This window comes from Bradyrhizobium sp. CCH5-F6 (assembly GCF_001556045.1).
Lineage (GTDB): Bacteria > Pseudomonadota > Alphaproteobacteria > Rhizobiales > Xanthobacteraceae > Bradyrhizobium.
Genome location: NZ_LSIC01000101.1, coordinates 61,573 through 82,807, shown reverse-complemented (window position 1 = coordinate 82,807; position 21,235 = coordinate 61,573). Strand labels below are relative to the sequence as shown.

20 protein-coding genes and 1 pseudogene are annotated in these 21,235 nt (G+C 63.4%); 9 read left to right on the top strand and 12 right to left on the bottom strand.

Annotated elements, in window-relative coordinates; translation table 11 throughout:
- Positions 1-235 precede the first annotated feature (235 nt).
- From AX729_RS18320 to AX729_RS18310, 3 genes are read left to right on the top strand one after another with little or no spacing between them, the layout of a single operon-like run.
- Positions 236-1,555, top strand: coding sequence for a DUF3422 family protein (locus tag AX729_RS18320; protein ID WP_061025498.1), 1,320 nt, complete (start codon positions 236-238; stop codon positions 1,553-1,555).
- Complete coding sequence (locus tag AX729_RS18315) at positions 1,552-3,063, top strand: alpha/beta hydrolase (RefSeq protein WP_061025497.1); 1,512 nt, start codon at positions 1,552-1,554, stop codon at positions 3,061-3,063. The genes AX729_RS18320 and AX729_RS18315 overlap by 4 nt, the downstream gene beginning before the upstream one ends.
- Before the next feature lie 37 nt (positions 3,064-3,100).
- Positions 3,101-3,598 carry a DUF427 domain-containing protein gene (locus tag AX729_RS18310; RefSeq protein WP_061025494.1) on the top strand — a complete coding sequence of 166 codons (498 nt, stop codon included), beginning with the start codon at positions 3,101-3,103 and terminating at the stop codon, positions 3,596-3,598.
- 130 nt (positions 3,599-3,728) lie between these two features.
- On the opposite strand, the gene AX729_RS18305 is transcribed toward AX729_RS18310, so the two are convergent.
- Positions 3,729-4,166 (bottom strand): hypothetical protein, encoded by a 438-nt coding sequence (locus AX729_RS18305; RefSeq protein WP_061025493.1) that lies wholly within the window; start codon positions 4,164-4,166, stop codon positions 3,729-3,731.
- 242 nt (positions 4,167-4,408) lie between these two features.
- Here AX729_RS18305 and AX729_RS18300 point away from each other — a divergent pair, with 242 nt between their 5' ends.
- Positions 4,409-5,050 (top strand): RNA polymerase sigma factor, encoded by a 642-nt coding sequence (locus AX729_RS18300; protein ID WP_061025485.1) that lies wholly within the window; start codon positions 4,409-4,411, stop codon positions 5,048-5,050.
- Between the two features lie 408 nt (positions 5,051-5,458).
- Here AX729_RS18300 and AX729_RS18295 read toward each other — a convergent pair whose 3' ends face one another.
- The 8 genes from AX729_RS18295 to AX729_RS18260 all read right to left on the bottom strand — a co-directional run bounded on the left by AX729_RS18295 (position 5,459) and on the right by AX729_RS18260 (position 13,208).
- A complete protein-coding gene (locus tag AX729_RS18295; RefSeq protein ID WP_061025483.1) occupies positions 5,459-6,205 on the bottom strand; it encodes an SDR family NAD(P)-dependent oxidoreductase in 747 nt (248 codons plus the stop codon).
- A 52-nt stretch (positions 6,206-6,257) separates the two neighbouring features.
- A complete protein-coding gene (locus tag AX729_RS18290) occupies positions 6,258-7,220 on the bottom strand; it encodes a carbohydrate kinase family protein (RefSeq protein ID WP_061025481.1) in 963 nt (320 codons plus the stop codon).
- 31 nt (positions 7,221-7,251) lie between these two features.
- A complete protein-coding gene (locus AX729_RS18285; RefSeq protein ID WP_061025640.1) occupies positions 7,252-7,944 on the bottom strand; it encodes an L-fuculose-phosphate aldolase in 693 nt (230 codons plus the stop codon).
- 20 nt (positions 7,945-7,964) lie between these two features.
- Complete coding sequence (locus AX729_RS18280) at positions 7,965-8,624, bottom strand: hypothetical protein (protein ID WP_349643760.1); 660 nt, start codon at positions 8,622-8,624, stop codon at positions 7,965-7,967.
- A gap of 126 nt (positions 8,625-8,750) precedes the next feature.
- Positions 8,751-9,320, bottom strand: a complete 570-nt coding sequence (locus AX729_RS18275) for a peroxidase-related enzyme (protein WP_061025477.1) — start codon at positions 9,318-9,320, stop codon at positions 8,751-8,753.
- A 14-nt stretch (positions 9,321-9,334) separates the two neighbouring features.
- Positions 9,335-11,647: a molybdopterin-dependent oxidoreductase gene (locus AX729_RS18270; protein WP_061025475.1), complete on the bottom strand. Its 2,313-nt coding sequence runs from the start codon at positions 11,645-11,647 to the stop codon at positions 9,335-9,337.
- Positions 11,644-12,402, bottom strand: coding sequence for a CoA transferase (locus AX729_RS18265; protein WP_061025473.1), 759 nt, complete (start codon positions 12,400-12,402; stop codon positions 11,644-11,646). The genes AX729_RS18270 and AX729_RS18265 overlap by 4 nt, the downstream gene beginning before the upstream one ends.
- On the bottom strand, positions 12,402-13,208 hold the full coding sequence (locus AX729_RS18260) for a CoA transferase subunit A (protein ID WP_061025637.1): 807 nt from the start codon (positions 13,206-13,208) through the stop codon (positions 12,402-12,404). Before AX729_RS18260 ends, AX729_RS18265 begins: the two co-directional genes overlap by 1 nt.
- A gap of 86 nt (positions 13,209-13,294) precedes the next feature.
- On the opposite strand from AX729_RS18260, the gene AX729_RS18255 reads away from it, so the two are divergent.
- Genes AX729_RS18255 through AX729_RS18240 form a run of 4 tightly spaced genes read left to right on the top strand, consistent with a single transcriptional unit; the run spans position 13,295 to position 18,453 of the window.
- Positions 13,295-14,611, top strand: coding sequence for an ABC transporter ATP-binding protein (locus AX729_RS18255; protein ID WP_245325251.1), 1,317 nt, complete (start codon positions 13,295-13,297; stop codon positions 14,609-14,611).
- Entirely contained in the window at positions 14,608-16,398 is a 1,791-nt protein-coding gene (locus AX729_RS18250; RefSeq protein ID WP_061025469.1) for an ABC transporter permease subunit, read from the top strand. Before AX729_RS18255 ends, AX729_RS18250 begins: the two co-directional genes overlap by 4 nt.
- 31 nt (positions 16,399-16,429) lie before the next feature.
- Positions 16,430-17,524 (top strand): extracellular solute-binding protein, encoded by a 1,095-nt coding sequence (locus AX729_RS18245; protein ID WP_061025466.1) that lies wholly within the window; start codon positions 16,430-16,432, stop codon positions 17,522-17,524.
- Positions 17,443-18,453 carry an IclR family transcriptional regulator gene (locus AX729_RS18240; RefSeq protein WP_245325250.1) on the top strand — a complete coding sequence of 337 codons (1,011 nt, stop codon included), beginning with the start codon at positions 17,443-17,445 and terminating at the stop codon, positions 18,451-18,453. Before AX729_RS18245 ends, AX729_RS18240 begins: the two co-directional genes overlap by 82 nt.
- Positions 18,454-18,520: 67 nt before the next feature.
- Here AX729_RS18240 and AX729_RS18235 read toward each other — a convergent pair whose 3' ends face one another.
- The 3 genes and pseudogenes from AX729_RS18235 to AX729_RS18230 form a co-directional block, all read right to left on the bottom strand.
- A complete protein-coding gene (locus tag AX729_RS18235) occupies positions 18,521-18,829 on the bottom strand; it encodes a PNPOx family protein (RefSeq protein WP_245325248.1) in 309 nt (102 codons plus the stop codon).
- Positions 18,810-19,032: pseudogene (locus tag AX729_RS38715) on the bottom strand (hypothetical protein); the annotation flags it as partial. The gene AX729_RS18235 and the pseudogene AX729_RS38715, both read right to left, overlap by 20 nt.
- A gap of 75 nt (positions 19,033-19,107) precedes the next feature.
- On the bottom strand, positions 19,108-20,067 hold the full coding sequence (locus AX729_RS18230) for a LysR family transcriptional regulator (RefSeq protein ID WP_061025462.1): 960 nt from the start codon (positions 20,065-20,067) through the stop codon (positions 19,108-19,110).
- Between the two features lie 230 nt (positions 20,068-20,297).
- Here AX729_RS18230 and AX729_RS18225 point away from each other — a divergent pair, with 230 nt between their 5' ends.
- On the top strand, positions 20,298-21,233 hold the full coding sequence (locus tag AX729_RS18225; protein ID WP_061025635.1) for an MBL fold metallo-hydrolase: 936 nt from the start codon (positions 20,298-20,300) through the stop codon (positions 21,231-21,233).
- The last annotated feature ends 2 nt before the right edge of the window (positions 21,234-21,235 follow it).

The window sequence follows — 21,235 nt, the reverse complement described above, 5'->3', positions numbered from 1 at the left end:
GATTAAGGCCGGCCGTTGCCGGAATGCAAACCAAGGCCAGCGTGCGGTGCACACTCCGATATCAAGACGCAACACCACGGAAGATATACGAGCCAATCATCCGGCGTTTCACCGCGCGCCATGTTTTTTTTGCCGAAGCGTAGTGGACGCCTTCCGGCTTCTGCCCGGCACGACGGAGTGTTACTCGTAGCGTAGCGGCCCCAAGAAGCAATCAACCACCGGAGATCGAGATGCGATGAGCACGGATGTTCTGATAGGTGACGGCGAGGCGGCCCGGCTGACACCTCATCCATTGCGAGCAGCGGTGCTCGGCGAGGTTCATGCCCGCCCGTTCACACCGATTGCGGTGCCGTCGCGCGTCGTGCATTTTGCCTTCGATACGTCGGGGTCACGCGCACAAGCCGACCGCGTCAACCTGATCGCGTTCTGCACATCGCGCGGGCTGCAACCGCCGTCGCCTGCCGAAAAGCATCATCGTGTCCCGTTCGGAACGACCGCGCTGCGATGGGAGCAGCACTCCGAGTTCACGACCTACACCTGGGAAATGCCGGCCGATCCTGCGGCCGCGCCGTTCCATCCGGATGCAGCCTCGCTGGCGCTGCCGATGCGGCTGGTGCCGCAGCCCGGCCCGCTGCTGGTGGCAGTCGATCTGCATCTTCTGACGGAGGATCTGCAACGAACTGCGCCAGAACGACTCTTCGACAAATCCAGTCTGGCCGTCGCCGAGAACTCCGACGGCGCCGCGCTCTACGCGACCGACTTCCAGCCTGGACCCTCGGGCTTTGTCCGCATCCTCGTTGCCAACCGCACGATGTCGCCGGAACGGGCCGGAGCACTGGTACAGCGGGTGGTCGAGCTCGAAACCTACCGGACGCTTGCCCTGCTCGGCCTGCCGGAAGCGCAACGGCTGTCGCCGTCGATCGCGGCGGCGGAGCGCCGGCTCGTCGAAGTGACCGACCAGATGCGACACGCCGGCGACCTCGCCGCCAATCACAAGTTGCTCGACGAGCTGACGGCCCTCGCCGCCGAGGTCGAAGCCGGGGCGGCCTCCAGCGTGTTCCGCTTCGGCGCCAGCCGTGCCTACGAGGAAATCGTCGAGCAACGCTTGCAGACTATCGGCGAACGCAAGGTCGGCGGCCTCCCGACGTGGTCGTCGTTTCTCGCACGCCGGATGAAGCCGGCGCTGCGCACGTGCGTCACCACCGAGGCGCGGCAATCCAGCCTGTCGTTGAAGCTCGCACGCGCTGCAAACCTGTTGCGCACCCGCGTCGATGTCGAGCTCGAGCAGCAGAACCAGGAGCTTCTGAAGTCGATGAACGCGCGGACGCGGCTGCAACTGCGGCTGCAAGCCACGGTCGAAGGCCTGTCGGTCGCGGCGATCACCTACTACGTCGTGAGTCTGTTCGGATACATCGCAAAGGCGGCGCATGATAGCGGTGCTCTTCATGTCGAGCCCGGCGTCGCGACGGCCGTCTTCGTTCCGGTTGCGGGCTTTGCGATCTGGTGGACGGTGCGAAGTATCCGCAGGAAGCACATCGCCGGCGAAGATCGATGAGGTTCCTCGTCGGGTTTATCGCGACAGTGGCGATCCTGATCGGGCTCTTTGAACTGCATGAAGGCAGAAGTGAACTGAACGTGACGCGGACCGTCGTCGGCGAAACGCCGGTCACGGTATTCAGACGGCAATCCGCCGCGCCCGCGCCGGTCGTCGTGATCGCGCACGGCTTTGCCGGTTCGCAACAACTGATGCAACCGTTCGCCGAAACGCTTGCGCGCAACGGCTACATGGCCGTGACCTTCGATTTCCCCGGCCACGGGCGCAACCCGGTTCCCATGCATGGTGATATCACCGAGGGCTTGGCCATCACCACCGCGTTGCTGAAGGAACTGACCGACGTCGCGGCGTCAGCACGCAGGCTGCCCGGGAGGGATGGCCGGCTCGCGGTGCTCGGACATTCGATGGCGTCCGACATCGTGGTGCGGTTTGCGCAAGCCCATCCGGACGTCGAGACCACCGTCGCGGTCTCGGTGTTTTCACCCGTCGTAACACCGACCAGTCCGCGCAATCTGCTTGTCATCGTCGGCGCGCTGGAGCCTGCGATGCTCCGGAACGAGGGTCTGCGCATCGTCAATCTGACGGCCAGCGGCACGGCAATCCCCGGCGAGACCTACGGACGATTCTCCGACGGCACCGCACGAAAGCTGGTGCTGGCGCGCGGGGTCGAACATATCGGCGTGCTCTACAGTCATGACGGCATGGTCGAAGCATTGCGCTGGATGAATGCCGCGTTCGGCGACCGGCCGTATGAAGAGGTCGACAGCCGCGGGCGCTGGCTGGCGCTGGTGTTTGCCGGCATCGTCGCACTCGCCTGGCCGCTGTCCGCAGCGTTGCCCGCGGTGAGCCCGAGTCCGGCGGGCGCAAGTCTGGGCTGGAAGGCACTGATGACTGCTGCGTTCCTGCCGGCGGTCGTGACCCCGCTGCTGCTCTGGAAAATGCCGACTGACTTTCTGCCGATCCTGCTCGGCGACTATCTGACATTGCATTTTCTGCTCTATGGCGCTCTGACGACCGCAATCCTGGTCTATTTGCGCAGGGGGCAACAGCCAACCGCCGCGACGGTCGCCTGGACACGCGTCGCGATCGCAGCAGCCGCCGTGTCTGCCTACAACGTCCTGGCCTTCGGCCTTCCCATCGACGCTTATGTGTTCTCGTTCCTGCCGATTCCGGCGCGGTTGCCGCTGATCGCCGCAATCGCCTGCGGGACCCTGCCCTACTTCATTGCCGACGAATGGCTGACAAGTGGCAGCGAGGCCCGGACCGGCGCTTACGCCCTCACCAAAGTCTGCTTTTTGCTCTCGCTCGCGATTGCCGTGGCGCTCAACCCGATGAAGCTGTTCTTTCTCGTCATCATCGTGCCGGCGATCCTGTTGCTGTTCCTGGCCTTTGGGCTGATCAGCCGCTGGAGCTACGCGGCGACCCGGCATCCGCTGCCGGGTGCACTCGCCAACGGCGCGGTGTTCGCATGGGCAATCGCGGTGACATTTCCGATGATCGTGCGATGAGTATTCCCGGACGATCTCCTGCTGGAGTTGACGAGACATGTGGAGACCCAAGCGCATCGAGCCCTCGATCGGACAAGAGTCCGTCTGGGATTATCCCCGTCCGCCACGGCTGGAGAAAACCGGCGCGCGGCTGCGCGTCATTTTCAACGGTCGCACCGTTGCCGATACCACGGCGGGCTATCGCGTCCTCGAGACCAGTCATCCGCCAGCCTATTACATTCCGCCCGACGATATCGCCCGGCAATATCTGCTGGACGTGCCGGGCGGCTCGTGGTGCGAATTCAAGGGGCAGGCAAGATACTGGTCGCTCCTCGTCGATGGACGGACGTCCGAACGCGCGGCCTGGAGCTATCCGTCGCCATCGTCGGAATTTTCTGACATCGCGGGTCATCTGGCCTTTTATGCCTCGCGTGTCGATGAATGTTGGGTGGATGACGAACGCGTGCTTCCTCAGGAAGGCGACTTCTACGGCGGCTGGATCACCTCGCGTATCGTTGGACCGTTCAAGGGCGGCGCCGGGACTCGCGGTTGGTAGAACGCGAAGACACCTTTTCGGCAACACGACCCGAAATCAGGAACTGGATCGTCAGACAAGGACGGATCGACAGCAAAGGCTGCCGATCCGTGAGAACGATTCCGCTTTCCGAGTTTCCTGCTCGTTGTCTTTACTTCGGCTGACCAGTGGAGCCGTTCTCGGAGCCGGACCCGGTATCCGACGATGTCGGGGCGGCGCGGGTGTCCGGTGCGGGATTGACCGGCTGGTAACGCTTCGGCTGATCAGGCGTGCCAGCCGGCTGCGCCATGCCTGTGGTTGCGCCACCGACCGAGGTGGGTGCCTGAGCAGTTTCAATGCGGGATTTGCCGTTGTAGCCGACCGTGAGCAGGCCCATCACCGCGAGCGCGAGGACGGCGAACCCGATCAATTCGGGTCCGGCTCCGCTCGGCGCGACGCCTCGGCTGTTTCCGTTGCCTTCGAGCGCCATCGCCGCGATTTCGCGGTTGGTGCGGGACCGAAGGAAGTAGATGAATGCGCCGGCAATGATGAATGTCGTCGCCGCGAGGGTGAAGAACATCAGCCAGCTGATCGGGTTGTCGCCTTGCACGGGAAGCCTCCATTGTACGATTGAGAAGACAATGGGAGCGATTGCACTTCGTTCCAATGAGCGACCCCGCAGGCCTTCGGTCGAACCATGCCATTGAATTTATGCCAATTATTGAAAGACTTCGTACGCCCGGGTCAGAATTGTCAGATCAAACTGTAAACTATAGTTGACAGTTGCGCCAGCATCGGAGAGCTTGGCCGGACGGAATTACGGGGCAGTCCCGGGGGGATGATATGGCGCCAATGACGAGCGACCTCCGCACTGAACGGTCCGATCCGACCGAGCTCGAGCGGCTCCTGCTGCGCATGGCGGGGGGCGATGAGCCGGCCTTCGAAAAGCTGCACGCCGCCACGTGGCACAAGCTGTTCTCCACCGTGCTGCTGGTCGTCAGACGCCGGCATCTCGCCGAAGAGATCGTGCAGGAGGCCTATGTTCGCATCTGGCTGAACGCGGCCGCGTATCGTCCGGCGCTGGCCTCGCCCATGATGTGGATGATCACGATCGCCAAGAATCTCGCAATCGATGCCGTGCGAAGACCATCGCGGGAAATCTATCGCGACCATTCGGTCCTGCTGGAGTTTCCCACCGACGCCCCCACGGCGCTGGAGAGCATGGAGAGCAGGGAGAACGAAAGCGACACCGTCAGGCTTCAGCAGAGCATGTTGTCCGCCCTGCAAACGCTCGACCCGACACGGCGTCATCTGGTGATCGCGGCCTATATCCACGGTGAGAGCCGGCACCGGCTGGCCGAGCAGTACGGCGTCCCCGTCAACACCATCAAGACCTGGCTGCGACGCGCGCTACTGCACGTGCGGGCACAGATCGGGGCCTTACCGCCGGCCGATCATGATGCAGGCGCGCTCACGTCCGCCCTACGCCTTTAGCAACGGCACAATCAAGATGGAGACTTGGGCACACCGGCGCAGCTCAGCATTCTTGGGCGCCTCAAGCCCGAGTTAAGGACAGCCGGTGCCGAGGAACTCGGGCACAACAAGATCGCGCTGTGCAGCACAACCAATCTGAACCAGGAGAAGGCGCGCCAACGTCAAGCTGAGCGCAATTATGTCGTGCAATGCGTCAACGCGAATGCGTCCAGCGCCGCGCAGCTGCCGTGCGGAATTCAGCCAACAGGACGGCTTCACCGCGATCCAGTCTCGCGTTTGACGTCAAGTCGATCGTTGGGCTACTGCCTGCCAACAGGAATGAGCCCATGCACGCCGCTCCGGCTTCCAAGCAGAACCGGCGTGCTGAACCCGGCCAATAGCGAGTTCTTTCGGCGACCACCCCTGTGGCTAGCTGTAGAAGATACCTCCGTCGACATTGAGAGCCTGGCCGGTCACGAACGCAGAATCATCCGACGCAAAGAATGCCACGGGACCGACGACATCCTCGGGCTGTCCAAGCCGGTGCAAGTCCGTGACCTTCTCGAAATACGCGACGCGCTCGGGATCACGAAGATTGTTCATCCCCATCTCGGTCACGATGATGCCCGGGCAAACGGCATTGACCGTGATACCGTAGCCTCCGAACTCCATGGACGAAACCCGGGTGAAGCCGACCACGGCTGACTTCGATGCAGCGTAGTGGGATTGTCCCGGACCGCCCGTTCGGGCGGCGAGCGAGGCGATGTTGACGATCCGTCCGTATCTGCGCTCCTTCATATGCGTCACCACGGCCTGGGTCATCTGGAAGACGCCGCGCGTGTTGACGGCGAACGTCTGATCCCACGTATCGGTCGTCAGTTCGTCGATGGTCGCCAGCCTGAGGATTCCCGCATTATTGACGAGGACATCGATGTGCCCAAGTCCCTGGATGGCTTCAGCCACCGCCCGCCTGCAATCGCCGACATCGCTCACATCGCCCAGCACCGGGATGCACCGGCCACCAAGCTCCCTGACCTCTGCGACGGTCTCGAGAAGGACCTTCTCCTGGGCAGCGATGTCAGTCAGCGCCAGATCGTAGCCGCGCCTCGCAAGACCAATGGCTATCGCGCGGCCAATTCCGCGGCTTGCTCCCGTCACGATCGCATGTCGGGCCATGTTGCGTTCTCCCCTGTTGTTCGGATGAATGTTTTTTACCGATGTGAATGGATCAGGCGCGAGCAGCCTTGCGGACCGGGAGGGTGTTCATGGCCTTCACGGTCTCCTCGAACGACACGAGATTGGCGCCCGAACCCAGCCCCGTCGCGACGATCGCGGCCGTCGCGGTCGCAAGCCTGGCGCAGTCGAGCAGGTCCCAGTCGCGAGCCAGACCCGCGATGAAGCCGCCCGTGTAGGAATCGCCGCATCCCGAGGTATCGCGGACCGCGACCTCGAACGCCGGCACGGTGAACTGACGTCCGTCGCGTGTCATCACGAACGAACCATCGGCACCGAGAGAAATGGCGCATGCCCCCGCGCCCTTGTCGATGAAGAACCGCGCACACGCGGCGGGATCGTCGGTTCCGACCATGGCATTGGTCTCATCGATGCTCGGCATGAAGAAGTCGACATAGGGCAGCAGCGGCTCGACCAGCGCCAGCGTTTCACGTCGCGCCTGGATGAGATCGAGCGTCGTCGTGCAACCAGCCGCCTTCGCATCGCGCAGCAATGCGACGGACGGCGCTCCATCCATCGCGAGCAAGGAACCAACCCCGCCGAGATGCAGAATCCTGCTCCGGCAGGCGGCCTTTTGCGTGTCGGGTGCGATACGCCAGCGGGCGGATGCGCCCCTTGCATGCATGACCGGACGCGAGCCGTCGGGCCGGATCGGCAGGATGGTGGCCGAGGTCGGACTGTCGGCCATCCGCTCCATGAGAGAGATGTCGATGCCTTCACGTTCCAGCGCGTTCAGCATCCAGTCGGCCTTCTCGTCGGAGCCGACGGCGCCGACCGCGAGCGCCTTCAGCCCGAGACGCGCGCAAGGGACGACCGTTCCGCCGGCGGTGCCTGCGACCGCCAGCCGAATCTCTTCGATCAATAAGCGGCCGCCACCGGGCGGAATCTCGGTCACCGGGACCCCCAGAATATCCAGAATATAAGTACCGCAGACGCTGACGTCGTGAGAGTGAGCCATGATTTCTCGCAGACAGTGGTTGGATCGTGATCTAGCTCGAACGCTGGGGGATCTTGGGCGTGTCGTCGTTATCGCGCAGGCCGTACTGTCCCCATCGCTTCAGAATGCTGTCGATTTCCTCGTCCGGCAGCAGCGGAGGAGAACCAAGTTGAAGGCAGCCGTGATACTGCTTGGCGAGCACTTCGACCTCCACCGCGAGCCACATGGCCTTGCGCAGGTTGGGACCGATGGCGATCAGCCCGTGATGTGCGAGCAGGCAGGCGCGGCGATAGCGAAGTGCGTTGAGGGCCGCCTCCGACAGCTCGGCCGTGCCGTATTGAGCATAGGGCGCGCAGGGAATGTCGTTTCCGCCGGCAGCGGCGATCATGTAGTGAATCGCGGGGATCGATCGATTCATGATCGCGATGATCGTGCAGAAGATCGGATGGGCGTGAACCACGGCGCCGACCTCCGGCTTCGACCTCAGGATGTCGAGGTGAAAACGCCATTCCGTCGAAGGAACGTTGCCGGCCGACGCGGTCCACGAGCCGTCCCACTTCATGGCCACGATGTCTTCGGGCTTCATGCGGTCGTATGGAAGACCGGACGGCGTGAGCAGGATGCCGTCGTCGGTTCGGACGCTGATGTTTCCCGACGTTCCCTGGTTGATGCCTTGCGCCGCCATCTCGCGGCACGCATCGATGATGGATTGACGAAGTTCGAGCTCTGTATCGCAACCGCTCATGCCCTGCTTCCAATTCGCGTTCATACACTTGCTCCGAGCTGGACCTGCCGGTCGACCAACAGCCAGGTGGCTCGCGCGGTCGCCAGCACCCCCTGCTCCGCATCAAGCAAAGCGCTCTCGGCAAAGAGCTTGCGGCCTTCCCGCCCCGTCGGCCACGCCACCACCACGCATCGATCTCCGGAACGTGGCCGGCGATCGATCCGTGCCGCCATGCGTCCGAGCAGAGCCGTCTCGTCACCGTTCAATCCCAGGTGACGGGCGCCCACGCTGCAATAGCCGGTCGGGCAATCGAGAGCGGCCCAGACGAATTCGGGCGCGACATGACCGTCCTCGCCGGACAGACTGCCATGAGGCACCCAGGAGGCCGCGAACACGACGGGCTTGCCCGGGACTGACCCCGCCTGCAGCGGACCTGCGAAGATCCGGAGACCGTCGCCATGGCCACGTGCGGGGCCGCAGACGAAGCATCCCGGAAGATTGTGGCTCTGCTCGTCGTAGGGTGTTCTGCCGACCGCCTCTTCGGCCGCCTCGTAGCTCACCCTGGGAATGTCCGACACATCGATGCCTGCTGCACGCGCCGTCGCGAGCAGCCTGTCGTTTTCGCGCAACTCGATCGCGCCGTCGGCCTTCGTCAACACGTCGAGCGGCCGTTCCAGCGGCGGCGGGGCGCGCAACGTCACTTCGGCGTCTCCGGCGACGTGCCTTGCGAGACATCCGCAAACGTAACCTCCGTTGGCGGAGTTGGGCGGGCCCCGGAAGCGTCTGTCGATGACCAATGATACCATGGCAGTTTTCGTCCGCGGCGTTCAGCGTCCCATCGCGAAGAACTCGTGGTTCGGACGCATGCTGGTGACGTTGGCGAGGCGATTCGACATGCCGAAGAATGCGGCTATGGCCGCAATGTCCCAGACGTCCTCTTCGGTGAATCCGTGTCCCTTGAGATCCACGATGTCGGAATCGTCCACCTCATAGGCGCGCGCCGAGACCTTCATCGCGAAATCGAGCATCGCCCTCTGCCGGGCGGTGATATCGGCCTTGCGATAATTGACTGCGACCTGGTCCGCGATCAACGGATTCTTCGCGCGCACGCGCAGGATGGCGCCGTGTGCGACGACGCAATACTGGCATTGATTGGCGCTGCTGGTCGCGACAACGATCATCTCGCGCTCGGCCTTGGTGATCGGCCCGGGCTTGTCCATCAGGGCGTCGTGATAGGCGAAGAACGCCCGGAACTCGTCCGGGCGATGCGCGAGTGTCAGGAAGACGTTGGGAACGAAGCCGGACTTCTCCTGAACCGCCTCGATACGCGAGCGGATATCCTCGGGGAGTTTTGCGATGTCGGGGACGGGAAAGCGGCTGATGGCGGGCGCAGACATGTTCCAAGCTCCTGTTAGACTGCCGCGAGCGCGACGAGCGTTTCCTGATAGGCCTCGAACGCATCGCGCCGCTCGGCGGCGTACGGCTCGACTCGCACGAGGCAGGTATGGGCAGAGCAGCCCTGGCCGAACTGAGACGTGCCGATATCGAGCGTGAGCACGTTCGGATTTCCGGCGATCTCCAGGCCGCTATTGCCGGTCGGCGTGAACCAGGCACCGGTCGGAAGCACCAGTACGCCCTGACGGACCTTGTCGGTGATCTCTGCCGTCGCAAGACACTCCCCGCGGCCGTTCCAGATGCGGATCGTCTGGCCGTCGGCGATGCCGAGAACAGCCGCATCGTCAGGATGAAGGCGAGCCCTTTCACGGCCATTGCGTTTCATGCCCCGGCTCGATGCGCCGGTTTCGAGCTGACTGTGAAGACGGCCGGTCGGCTGGTGCGAGATGAGGTGCATCTGGCCAGGGGTGGCCGCATTGCCGAGCCATTCGGCCGGCTCGATCCAGGCGGGATGCGCGCGGCAGTCGGCGTAGTCCAGCCTGGCCAGGGTCTCGCTGCCGAGCACGATCTTTCCGCTTTCGGTCCTGAGCGGATGCGCCTCCGGCTCGTTGCGGAAGTCGGCCAGGAACGTATGCCCTGTCTTGACCGGGCAGCGCGCATGGCCGGCTTCCCAGAACGCATCGAAATCCGGCATTGCGAAGCCGAAGCGCTGCGAGGCGTCGCTGCGGCAGCCTTCGTAGAGATGCCGGACCCAGCCCATCTCGTCCCGGCCCTCGTTGAACCGATCGGCCACGCCGAGCTTGCCCGCGATCGCGTTGAAGATATCGAAGTCGGAACGGGATTCGCCCAGCGGCTCGATGGCCTGCTTCATCGCCAGGATGAAGTCGGAGCGCCTGTTGCCGGCAAGATCGTTGCGCTCGATCGACGTGGTTGCCGGCAGCACGATATCGGCACGCTGGGCCGTCGCCGTGAACATCGGGTCCTGCACGATGATCGTCTCGGGCCTCGACCAGGCTTCCGACAGGCGATTGAGGTCCTGGTGATGATGGTAGGGATTGCCGCCCGCCCAATAGACCAGCCTCGTATCCGGATAGGTTCGGACCTCGCCCTCGTAGCTGAACGGCCTGCCGGGATTGAGCAGCATGTCGCTGATCCGCGCCACCGGAATGAAGCTGTCGATCGGCCTGGTCAGCTGTGAAATTGCAGGAGAGCGGCCCAGATTGAGCGGTGCGCCCACGCCCCCCAGTGAAGCGTAGCCGTAGCCGACGCCCCCGCCCGGCAATCCGATCTGGCCGACAACCGACGCAAGTCCGAGCGCCGCCCAGAACGGCTGTTCGCCGTGATGAGCACGCTGCAGGCTCCAGCTCACCGTCAGCATGCTCCGCGTGTCGACGAGGCGTCTTGCGAGCTCGGCAATCCGACCCGCATCAAGCCCGCAGATGCCGGCGGCCCACGCGGCATCCTTGCGTCCGCCATCCGCCTGGCCTTCGAGATAGCGAAGAAGACGATCCGAGCCGCTGGTGCAGCGCGCGAGGAAATCCCTGTCGTGCCGGCCCGCCTTCACGATCTCGCCGGCAAGGCCGAGCATCAGTGCAGTGTCCGTGTTCGGCCGAATCGGCCACCATTCGGCATCGACCCAGTCGGGCAGATCGTCCTTTAGCGGCGAGACGTGGACGACCTTGACGCCGCGTTCGACGATTTTCCTGAGATAAGTCTCGAGGCGATGGCTGCCAATTCCTCCGGCCTCGTTTTGCGCGGTTCGCGGCGAGAGAGCACCGAACACCACCAGCGTCTCGGTCTGCTGTGCGATCGTGTCGAGCGTATTGGCGCGGCCGCCGCATGCGTCGTCGCTGCCCAGCGTGTGGCGCAAGATCACGGGACCTGCCGCGATGGAATAGGTGTCGACGTGCCTGGTGAAGCCGCCAACCAGATTGAGCATGCGCTTCAAGAGCGAAGAAGCATGATGCAGGCGGCCGGAGTTGGTCCAGCCATAAGAACCCGCGAAGATCGACGCGTTGCCGAACGTGCCGGCCACGCGGCACACTTCTTCGGCGACCAGCGTCGTCGCCTCGTCCCAGCTCACCGGCACGAATTTCTCGCGGCCTCTGCCCCGGCGATCGCTTTTCTCGCGTCTGTCGAGCCAACCGGAGCGGACCATCGGTCGCAACACACGCCGCTCCGGGTTGGCCCATTCGGCGACGGAATGGATGATCGGGGAAGGCGCCGGATCGTGCTCGAACGGCTCGATGCCCACGATTCGATTATCCTCGACGAGGATCGTGTACGCACCCCAATGGCTGCAATGCGGGATCCGCTTGATCCTGCTCATGCGTCGACCGCCACAAGATCGCGCCGCATCTGCGCGGCGAATTCGGGATAGGTCTCGGCGAGTTCGTCGAACACACGGCCGCGAAGCAGGTCGAGCGTGGATCGATCAGGCAGCGGGGTCTGTCGCGGCTCGGCGTCGTGGCCAAAGCGAAAACCGGTCGCTTGCTTGATCTCCGCAAGATCGTGCCCGGGATGGACGCTCTCCAGGTCGAATCCCGGCCGCGTCTTGTCGAATCGAAAGAGTCCCTTGCCGGTCAAGAGAGCAATGGGGCCGCCGCTCCGGAAGACTCCCTCGGGACTGACGCCCGGCGCACTAATGAAGTCCACGTGCTCGACGAAGACGCGGGGCGTATGTTCCTCGCGGAAGAGGATGACTCGCGGCACGACAAAGTAGAGATAGGCCGACCCGAACGAGCCGGGCCAGCGCACGCTGGAGCGCGGATAGTCGCCGGTCCCGACGAGGTTCACGTTGCCGAATCCGTCGATCTGTCCTCCGCCCAGGAAGAACGCATCGATCCGGCCCTGACCGGCACAATCGAACAGCTCCGCCGAGCCGTTGGTGAAGAAGTTATGCTCGACAGAACCGAGAATGGAGATGCGTGGGCCGACGGTGCCGCCCGCCTCCTTCATTGCACGCAGCAGCATCGCGCCGGCGGCAGGAATCGGAGAGGAGGCGCCTACGGCGACGTGCCTGACCCCGTCGAGCAACCGCGCGATCGTGCAAATCAGCACTTCGCGAGGGAGAACTTCGGCCATCACGCGGGCTCCATCTGCGCCTGCGCCATATAGGCAGAGAAGCCGTCGGCCGTTCGCGCGGCCTTCGCATAGCGCGCGATCTCCGCGCTATCGGCCGGATACTCACCCCACAGACCGTAGGGCCACGCCCCCTTCGGAGCGCGCGCGACTGCCGTGACGTAGAGTGCCGGCAGCACGCCGGCGGCGCTCATCTCATCGGCGAGCAGATTTTCCTCGACGATTCGCTCCACCGTGACCAGAACGGTGCGCGAAGCGTAGGCCATGGCGGCAAGCTCGCGTCGCCGTCCGATCCAGACATTGCCAAAGCGATCAGCCATGGGCACGTGGAAGATCGTGACGTCGGGCTTGATGGCCGGAATCAGCACGATCGGATCGCCTCCGTCCGCCAGCGGATTGTCGACGACGCGCCAATCGTCGCGATGACGGAGCAGGTCCGTTCCGATCAGCCCCCGGAGCGGCATGAAGGGACTGCCCTTCTGCGCCGCCATGAGGCCGGCATGGATGGCAGGACACGTTGCATCCTTCAATCGAACGGCGCCCTCCTTGACCGCAGCGTTGAACCGGGGCGCCGCACCGGCTTCACCCAGCGAGACGGCGCTGGTCTCCACCGTCCGGACAAGACCCGAGCCGACAAGCTGGTCGACCTGCAATCCGCCGGTTGGCACGCAGACGAGATCGAGATTGCCCGCGCCATGCTCGATGATGTGCCGCGTCATGACCATGGAGACGCCGGCGTAGTCGACCGGCAGCGCCACGCGCATGCCCGGCTCGATGTGCTTCGCCATTGCGCGAGGCTCGCTCAACATCACCATCCTCCCTGCAACATGTTCTATATTGTAGAACACTATTCCAAGTTATGTTAGGCGGATCCGGACGACACTGTCAATCTGGCTTGGCCGGCGAAGCCTTTGTTTACAGGGGATCTCGTCTGCGCATGGATCGTAGCGGGGCGCCATTGCCCCGCGATCGTTCTGCACGACTTGACAAGATGGCGCGTTGCGCCAACAATAATTGGAATAGTGTTCTACAATATAGAACAATCTGGGAGGAGAGAATGGCTGAGCCCGCGGCTCTGCGCGCAATGCGCTCCGGCGATGCTAACGTTCGGACGTCGCCGACTGACCGCCTCCGGGAACGCGACGCCATCGGGTCGAGCATCGCCGTCCGCGACGCGGTGAAAAGATACGGCAGCTTTCACGCGGTCGACCGCATCAGCATCGACATCGAGCCCGGCGAGTTCATCACGCTTCTTGGCCCTTCCGGCAGCGGAAAGACCACGCTGCTCAACCTCGTGGCGGGATTCCAGAGCCTCGACAACGGCGAGATCCTGGTCGACGGCAAGCCTGTCCACAATGTGCCCACGCACAAGCGTGGATTCGGCATGGTGTTCCAGAGCTACGCGCTCTTTCCGAACATGACCGTCAGCCAAAACGTCGCGTTTCCACTTCGCATGGCGGGTGTCGACCGGGCGACTGCGGAGCGACGTGTCGCCGAAACGCTGGAGATCATGCGGCTGACGGAGCACGCGACGAAGTCTCCTTCGCAAATGTCGGGCGGGCAGCAGCAGCGCGTCGCCATTGCCCGTGCGATCGTCAGGAGGCCCAAGGTCGTGCTGATGGACGAACCCCTCAGCGCGCTGGACCGGCGTTTGCGCGAGTCGATCCAGATCGAGATCCGCGACCTTCACCGGACCATCGGCAGCACGATCCTGTTCGTCACCCATGACCAGGGCGAAGCCCTGACGATGAGCGACCGCATCGCGGTGCTCAACGCCGGCAAGATCGTTCAGATCGGCCGCCCGCTGGACATCTACCGGCATCCGACCGATCGCTTCGTCGCCTCGTTCGTCGGCGAGAGCAATCTGATCGAGGCCGAGATTCTGCAGAAGCGCGGATCGACGCTGACGATGAAGAACCGCGCAGGATACGTGTTCAACGCCGAAAGCCGGGACACGATCGACGTTGGGCGCGCAACGGTGCTCGTGCGCCCGGAACGCATCGCCGTGTCGAACGAGCCGACTGCGAACTCCGCGCCCGTCAGCGTCACGTCTGCGATCTTCCTCGGCGAGATCCTGCGGATCGAGGCCCAGATGGAGGGTGGAGAGCCGCTCCTGATCAGGTGTACCGACATGGCCGACCGGCCTCTGCCGACCGTCGGGGATCGTCTGCACGTGAGCTGGGGCGCTGCGGACTGCTGGGTGCTTGCATGACCTCGGCATCGATCGGCGTCCAGGCAGACCGTCCCGCGGATCTTGATCTCGTCAGGAGGTTAAGGGATCCCGCGCTGTTGCTCCTGCCCGCGCTCGCCTTCCTGGCCTTCATCTACCTCCTGCCGCTGATCGACCTCATTCGTATCAGCCTGAGCGGGCCATCATGGTCGTCCTACTTCGAGCGTGTATTCGCGATACCGCTCTATTGGGACTCGCTCGTCCGGACGATGCAGATCTCGGTTACGGTTGCCGGCCTGTGCCTGCTGTTCGGATATCCGACGGCGCTGCTCATTCACCGCAGCCGCGGCATTGCCCAGGCCCTGATCGCGACTGCGATCGTGCTGCCCTATTTCATCGCCATCCTGATCCGGACCTACGCCTGGATGGTCCTGCTCGGCCGCAACGGACCGGTCAACAAGCTGCTGGTTTCGCTCGGCATCTTGAGCGAGCCCGCGCAGCTTCTCTTCAATCGCGGCACGGTGCTTCTCGGCATGACCGCGGTGCTACTGCCGCTGATGGTGCTGACGATCTATTCCAGCGTGGCGCGCCTCGATCAAAGCCTGACCCGCGCGGCGCTCGCCAGCGGCGCCGGGCCCATTGCCGCGTTCTGGCGCGTGTTGCTGCCGCTGACCCTGCCCGGCATGGGCGCCGGCTTCCTGCTGGTCTTCGTCGCCGCGATCGGCTTCTTCATTACGCCCACGCTGCTCGGAGGACCCGGCGACCAGATGTTCGCCATGCATATCACGCAGCAGGCAGACTCGGTCACGTCGGAAGGATTCCTGCAGGCCTTGGGCGTTGTGCTGCTGACGATCACGCTGGCGGTGGTCGCGGTGGCCGGACGTTTCCTCGGCTTCGAATTCATCTGGGGCGGCCGCAAGCTCACCGAGGCCGCACCAACGACGATCAACCGCCGCGCCGCCGATACCGGCCGCCGGAGTCTCGGCGCGTCGGCTGCCGACGTGATCGGCTGGCCGCTTCTGAGGCTGTTCGGGCGGCTGCCGGCGAGCTTCGGGACCTGGACCGTTCGTCTCATGGGTGGGCTGGTCATTGCCATTCTCATCCTGCCGATCATCGTGGTGATGATCATTTCCTTCAGCAGCGCAAGCTATCTGACCTTCCCGCCGCCGGGCTTCTCGCTGCGCTGGTATGAGCAGTTCTTTTCGGATTCGAACTGGATGCGGGCGTTCTGGACATCCCTGGTCGTCGCAGCAATGTCGGCCGGCATCGCGATCGTGCTGGGCGCGTCGGCCGCCCTCGGCATCGTCAGGAGCAGCATCCGCGGCAAGTCCACCATCATGCTGCTTCTCGTAAGTCCGATCATCGTCCCTCCGGTCGTGCTCGGCCTGTCTCTCTACAGCCTGTTCCTGCGTTTCGATATGGTTGGCTCCGTCTTCGGCCTTGCCGCGGCGCATGCGATCGGCGGCCTCCCCCTCGTCGTGGTGATCCTGTGCGCATCGCTTCAGGGCGTCGATGCCAGGCTCGAACAGGCCGCTGCCGTCCATGGCGCATCGTCGCTGACTGTGTTCCGCCTGGTGACGCTGCCGGCCATCATGCCGGGCCTGGCTGCCGCGACATTCTTCGCCTTCCTGCACTCGTTCGACGAGTTGGTGCTGACGCTGTTCCTGTCGAGCGCGGAGCTGAAGACGCTCCCGCTCATGCTGTGGGGTGACGTCAATTACCGGCTCAATCCGGTGCTGGCCGTGGTCTCGACGCTGGAGGTGCTTCTGGTCGTCGCAGGGCTGGTGCTTGCACGACCCGTTCTCGCCACGTCACGGAAGGCGACGTGACGCAGATCAATTTCAACTGGAGGAAAGAAAAATGCTGGGAATGAAACGCTGGCGACTATCGGCTTCCGTATTGGCCTCGGCCCTGCTCGTCGCGATGGGGACGGGTCTGGCTCAAGCGCAGAGCAACGTCGTGATCATGCAGGATCCGGGCGGCGGATACGGCGATGCATTGCGCAAGGTCATGTACGACCCGTTCGAGAAGGAGACCGGCATCAAGGTGGTCACCGTCCAGGAGGCCCGAAGCGGTCCGCGCATCAAGGCTCAAGCTGAAGCCGGCAAAGCGCAATGGGATCTGACATTCATCTTCGACCAGGAAACGAAGCTGCTCGGCGACTGCTGCCTGGCCGATATCGACTATTCCAAGCTGTCGGACGGCGCGAAGCAGACGCTGGCGGCAATGCCGGACAATCTGAAGCGCAAGAAAGGCGTGGCACTCCAGGTGATCGGCGTGGGCCTCGTCTACAACAAGGACAAGTACAAGGGCGAAAACGTACCGACCACTTGGGCCGATTTCTGGGACGTGAAGAAATTTCCCGGACGGCGCTGCATGCCCGCCTGGCCGCGTTTCGTATTCGAAGCGGCGCTGATGGCCGACGGCGTGGAGAAGAGCAAGCTCTACCCGATCGACATGGAGCGGGCGCTGAAGAAGGTCAAGGAGATCAAGCCACACATCGCCAAGTGGTGGACGACATCTGCACAGCCGCCGCAGCTATTGCTCGATGGCGAGGCCGACATGTGCATGGCTTATACCGGCTCGATGAGCAAGCTCGCCCTGGAAGGCGCCCCGATCGAGCTGACCTTCAATCAGGGCTTCATCTACTACGACTTCTTCTCGATCCCCAAGGGAGCACCGAACTACGACAACGCGCTGAAACTGCTTTCCTGGCGGCTCGAGCCCAAACGCGCAGCGCAGCTCACCTCGACCTTCCCGGTCGCCCTTCCTTCCCAGGTCGTGTTCGAGGCAGCAACCGACAAGAAGCTCGCCCGCTACTGGGCCAACAACCCGGACAACGTCTCGAAGGCAATCGAATGGAGTCCGGATTATTGGGGCGCAGCTTCGCCGGCCGGAAAATCCACCAACGAAGAGTACGGGCAGGAGAAGCTCAACGCCTTGCTGGCGCAATAGGCAGGCTGATCGGCCCCGATCCGAACGGATCGGGGCCGATTCCACACCAGGGCTATTGCCGTTCGCGCGGCCATGCTAGATCGAGGGAAAGATCATTCTATTTTGGCTGGTGGATGGATAAGGCTTTTATCAAGGGACTGCGTCTCCTGGAAGCACTTGCTCTGAGCGAGCAGCCCCGTGGGGTCACCGACCTCGCGAGTGAGCTGAAGCTCACCAAGAGCAACGTACATCGGCTGCTGGTGACCTTGCAGTCCCAAGGCTATGTGCGCCAGATCCCCCCGCACAGCACCTACGAGCTCACGACCAAGATCTGGGCGCTCGGCAGCCATGTCATTCACCGGATGGATCTCATCAACGTCGCGCGACCGGCAATGACGAAGCTTGCCGAGATCACCGGCGAAACCATTCATCTGTCCGTGCTCGAAGACACCGACGTCGTCTACGTCGACAAGATCGAAAGCGCTCACCATATCCGCGCCCATACGAGCGTGGGCATGCGCGCACCCGCTTTCACCATGGCGACAGGCAAGGCGATGCTCGCACATATGCCTGATGACTACCTGGAACGATTCCGGCCGCATCTCAGACGCTACACGGAAACGACGCGAACGACGATCGAGGAACTGCGGGAAGACATCGAGCTGGCGCGCGCGCAGGGTTACTCCGCCGTGCTGCATGGCGAATGGCGCGAGGGCATCGCGGCCTGCGCTTGCGCGATCCTCGGCCGTTCCGGCGAGCTCGTCGGAGCGGTCGGCATGTCCGGCCCCGACACCCGCATCAAGCGCAAGCAGATCAAGGAGTATTCAGTTCACGTGATGGAGGCAGCCAGAACCATCGGCGCTGCTCTCGGCTATTCCAATAGGCTGGCGGCATACTCCCCAGTAAGAGGCGATTCTCCGCCTCCACATCAATCGCGACGCGCCCCTTGATTTTGCCGGTCACGTTATCTGCAGCAGTGTCGACAGCGCCTCGGTATGGCAAAGCCGAAGTCGTCATTCAGTAGAGCCTCGTACGATAGCCTTCTTCCAACGTCTTCTCAGCGACTTCGGGCTCGATGGCGGCAGTCTGCTCGGCGATGATGCGGCCGAGTGTCGGGAAGCTGTTGCGCTCGACCTGTGCCGCCGGACTCCACAGCTTGGAACGCATGAGCGCCTTGCCGCAGTGGAAGTAGGTCTCCTCGACGTGGATTCTGAGCCCGATGATCGGGACGACGTTCTGCACCGCGAGCGGCGTCAACAGCTCGGCATCCTGCGAGATCTCCGCACGCCCGTTGACGCGCAGGGTCTCATTGATTCCGGGCACCATGAAGAGGCCCTCCAGTCGCCTCAGCTCTACTTTTCATCAACGGGCACCACGACAGCGCCAAGGGCTGGAAAGCTTGACCGGCCGGGGGCGAGCAGCTTGTAGTGGTCCCATGCCGCGTTGGATTCTTCCGGCTTCTTGACCTCGAACAGATACATATCGTGGACCATGCGGCCGTCCTCGCGGAACTTGCCGTTCTTGTAGTAGGCCGGCTTGAAGAAGCCGAGAAACCTGATATGCGCCGGATCGGAGCGCGCATCGCGAGCGGCTTTGCTTAACAGCTACACCACCTCCGGGGACACGACCGCGGCCTGGTACAGGCACTCTCGCAGCCAGGCATGAGCTCGATCCTCCTGATTGCGCGGATGCCAGAGCGCGACGATGCGTGCGGGCGGCAGATCGAGCGGCGGCGACGTGAGATCGAGCTCGTGGGCGAAGCGCATGAGAAAGCGTCGTGGAAGAGTGCAGATGCAGTCGCTGTGGGCAAGGATGACCGGCGCGAGCGCATAGGTTTGGATCGAGACGGCGACGCGCCGGGAGCGGCCGAGCGCCGCAAGGGAATCGTCCACAAGGCCTGAGAAGCCGCCGCCGTCGGCAGAGATAAGCAGATGATCGAGCGCACAGAAGCAATCCAAATCGAGCGGCTCATTGCCGCGGGGATGACCTTTACGCTGCGCGGACAAGAAGCTGTCCTCGAAAAGTAGACGCTGCATCAGCTCACCGTGTGCCCCGTCGGCCCCCGTCACCAGGATATCGATCTCGCCTCGTTCGAGGCGATCGACGACGTCGCGCGTAGGGTGAACGAAGGCGAGCCGCGCCCGCCTCGCGGTGGCGGTCAACTGCGCGACGAACCCCGGCGCCAGCGTCACGGCTGGATTCTCATGGATGGCAACGACAAAGGTGCGCTGACTGTGGATCGGGTCGAATACCGCCGGCCCCTCGACCATGCGACGAAGCTTGCCGAGCACATCCGCCAGCTCCGCCTGCAGTTCCACCGCTCTCGTCGTCGGCACTACGCCGCGGCCCGCGGCGGCCGGCACGAACAATGGGTCGGCAAAGACCTGTCGCAGCCGGTTCAGCCGAGCCGACAGCGCCGGTTGCCCAATGTTCAGGCGCGACGCCGCGCGCGTGACGTTCCGCTCGCGCAGCAGGGCCTCCAGGGCGAGCAGAAGGCCGAGATCAATCTCGGCAATATCGGCATCACCGGTCAGCCGACCTGAACCGTGTTCCGCATCCAGCATCGGTTCTTCTCCATCCAAGGCACATGATCGCGGCCGGACGGGCCGCGACAGGAGGGGTAAAGCCAAAACGGCGGCCTGAAAAGCCGCGCTGGCAGAGCCGCCGACATCGACGACGTCGATAAGACCTATCGAACTCACGGCTCTCCCGGCGGAGTGGGCCGCTTCGTACTTCACGGTCAGGCCGGCGCAGGCAATCAGCCCGGCTGAGCCACGACCCGGAGGACATCTTGGTGACGCAAGCGACAAAAAGCTACCGCATCGGCGATGCGGCCATCACACGAGTTGATGAGTTGCGGCTTGCCGCATTCAAGTTCGACGCCCTCTATCCTGGTGCCGAGCCGGAGGCGCTGGAGCGCCACCGCGACCAGCTCGAGGCGGGCTCGTTCGATCCTGAGACTGGCACCTTCATTCAAAGTATTCACAGCTGGCTGGTCAAAACTCCGCACCACACGATTCTGATCGATACGGCAACCGGCAACGACAAGCACAGGCCCGACATCCCGCCGCTGCACCAGCTCAACGAGCCCTTCCTCGAGCGGCTTGGGGATGCAGGCGTTACTCCGGAACAGGTGGACTACGTTCTGCTCACCCACCTCCATGCCGATCACGTCGGCTGGAACACGCGTCTCGTCGATGGTCGCTGGATCCCAACATTCCCGAACGCGACCTATGTCTTCTCCCGGATCGAACAGGCCTATAGCGAGAGCCTTGCAGCGGGCAAGGAGCCGGCCGGAGCAGCTCGACCAGACCCCACCCTTGGGCCGGCGGCACGCAAGCCCGCCGATGGTGTCTATGAAGACAGTGTGAGGCCGGTGATCGAAGCCGGTCTTGCCAAGCCCATCACCGTGAATGGTGACGAAGTCCTCGATGGCATCTCCTTCGTTCCGACGCCAGGCCATAGCGTCGATCATGCATCTATCCGGCTGGTTTCACGGGGCGAGCAAGCGCTGTTTGCCGGCGATGTGATGCACCACTCGCTGCAAGTGTATGAGCCTTCGCTCAATTCGTGCTTCTGCGAATTTCCTGAGGCTGCTTTGCGCTCTCGCGCGCTCGTTCTCGAGGACGCAGCCGAACGTGGCGCAACCGTCTTCACCACGCACTTCGCACAATCTTCCGTCGGACGCATCGACCGCCGCGGAGATCGCTTCGCTTGGCATTTCCTCTGATC

Coding starts and splice junctions, on each gene's coding strand:
- AX729_RS18320 (WP_061025498.1), top strand. CDS start 236: ATGAGCACGGATGTTCTGATAGGTGACGGCGAGGCGGCCCGGCTGACA.
- AX729_RS18315 (WP_061025497.1), top strand. CDS start 1,552: ATGAGGTTCCTCGTCGGGTTTATCGCGACAGTGGCGATCCTGATCGGG.
- AX729_RS18310 (WP_061025494.1), top strand. CDS start 3,101: ATGTGGAGACCCAAGCGCATCGAGCCCTCGATCGGACAAGAGTCCGTC.
- AX729_RS18300 (WP_061025485.1), top strand. CDS start 4,409: ATGACGAGCGACCTCCGCACTGAACGGTCCGATCCGACCGAGCTCGAG.
- AX729_RS18295 (WP_061025483.1), bottom strand. CDS start 6,205: ATGGCCCGACATGCGATCGTGACGGGAGCAAGCCGCGGAATTGGCCGC.
- AX729_RS18290 (WP_061025481.1), bottom strand. CDS start 7,220: ATGGCTCACTCTCACGACGTCAGCGTCTGCGGTACTTATATTCTGGAT.
- AX729_RS18285 (WP_061025640.1), bottom strand. CDS start 7,944: ATGAGCGGTTGCGATACAGAGCTCGAACTTCGTCAATCCATCATCGAT.
- AX729_RS18275 (WP_061025477.1), bottom strand. CDS start 9,320: ATGTCTGCGCCCGCCATCAGCCGCTTTCCCGTCCCCGACATCGCAAAA.
- AX729_RS18270 (WP_061025475.1), bottom strand. CDS start 11,647: ATGAGCAGGATCAAGCGGATCCCGCATTGCAGCCATTGGGGTGCGTAC.
- AX729_RS18265 (WP_061025473.1), bottom strand. CDS start 12,402: ATGGCCGAAGTTCTCCCTCGCGAAGTGCTGATTTGCACGATCGCGCGG.
- AX729_RS18260 (WP_061025637.1), bottom strand. CDS start 13,208: ATGTTGAGCGAGCCTCGCGCAATGGCGAAGCACATCGAGCCGGGCATG.
- AX729_RS18250 (WP_061025469.1), top strand. CDS start 14,608: ATGACCTCGGCATCGATCGGCGTCCAGGCAGACCGTCCCGCGGATCTT.
- AX729_RS18245 (WP_061025466.1), top strand. CDS start 16,430: ATGCTGGGAATGAAACGCTGGCGACTATCGGCTTCCGTATTGGCCTCG.
- AX729_RS18235 (WP_245325248.1), bottom strand. CDS start 18,829: ATGGTGCCCGGAATCAATGAGACCCTGCGCGTCAACGGGCGTGCGGAG.
- AX729_RS18230 (WP_061025462.1), bottom strand. CDS start 20,067: ATGCTGGATGCGGAACACGGTTCAGGTCGGCTGACCGGTGATGCCGAT.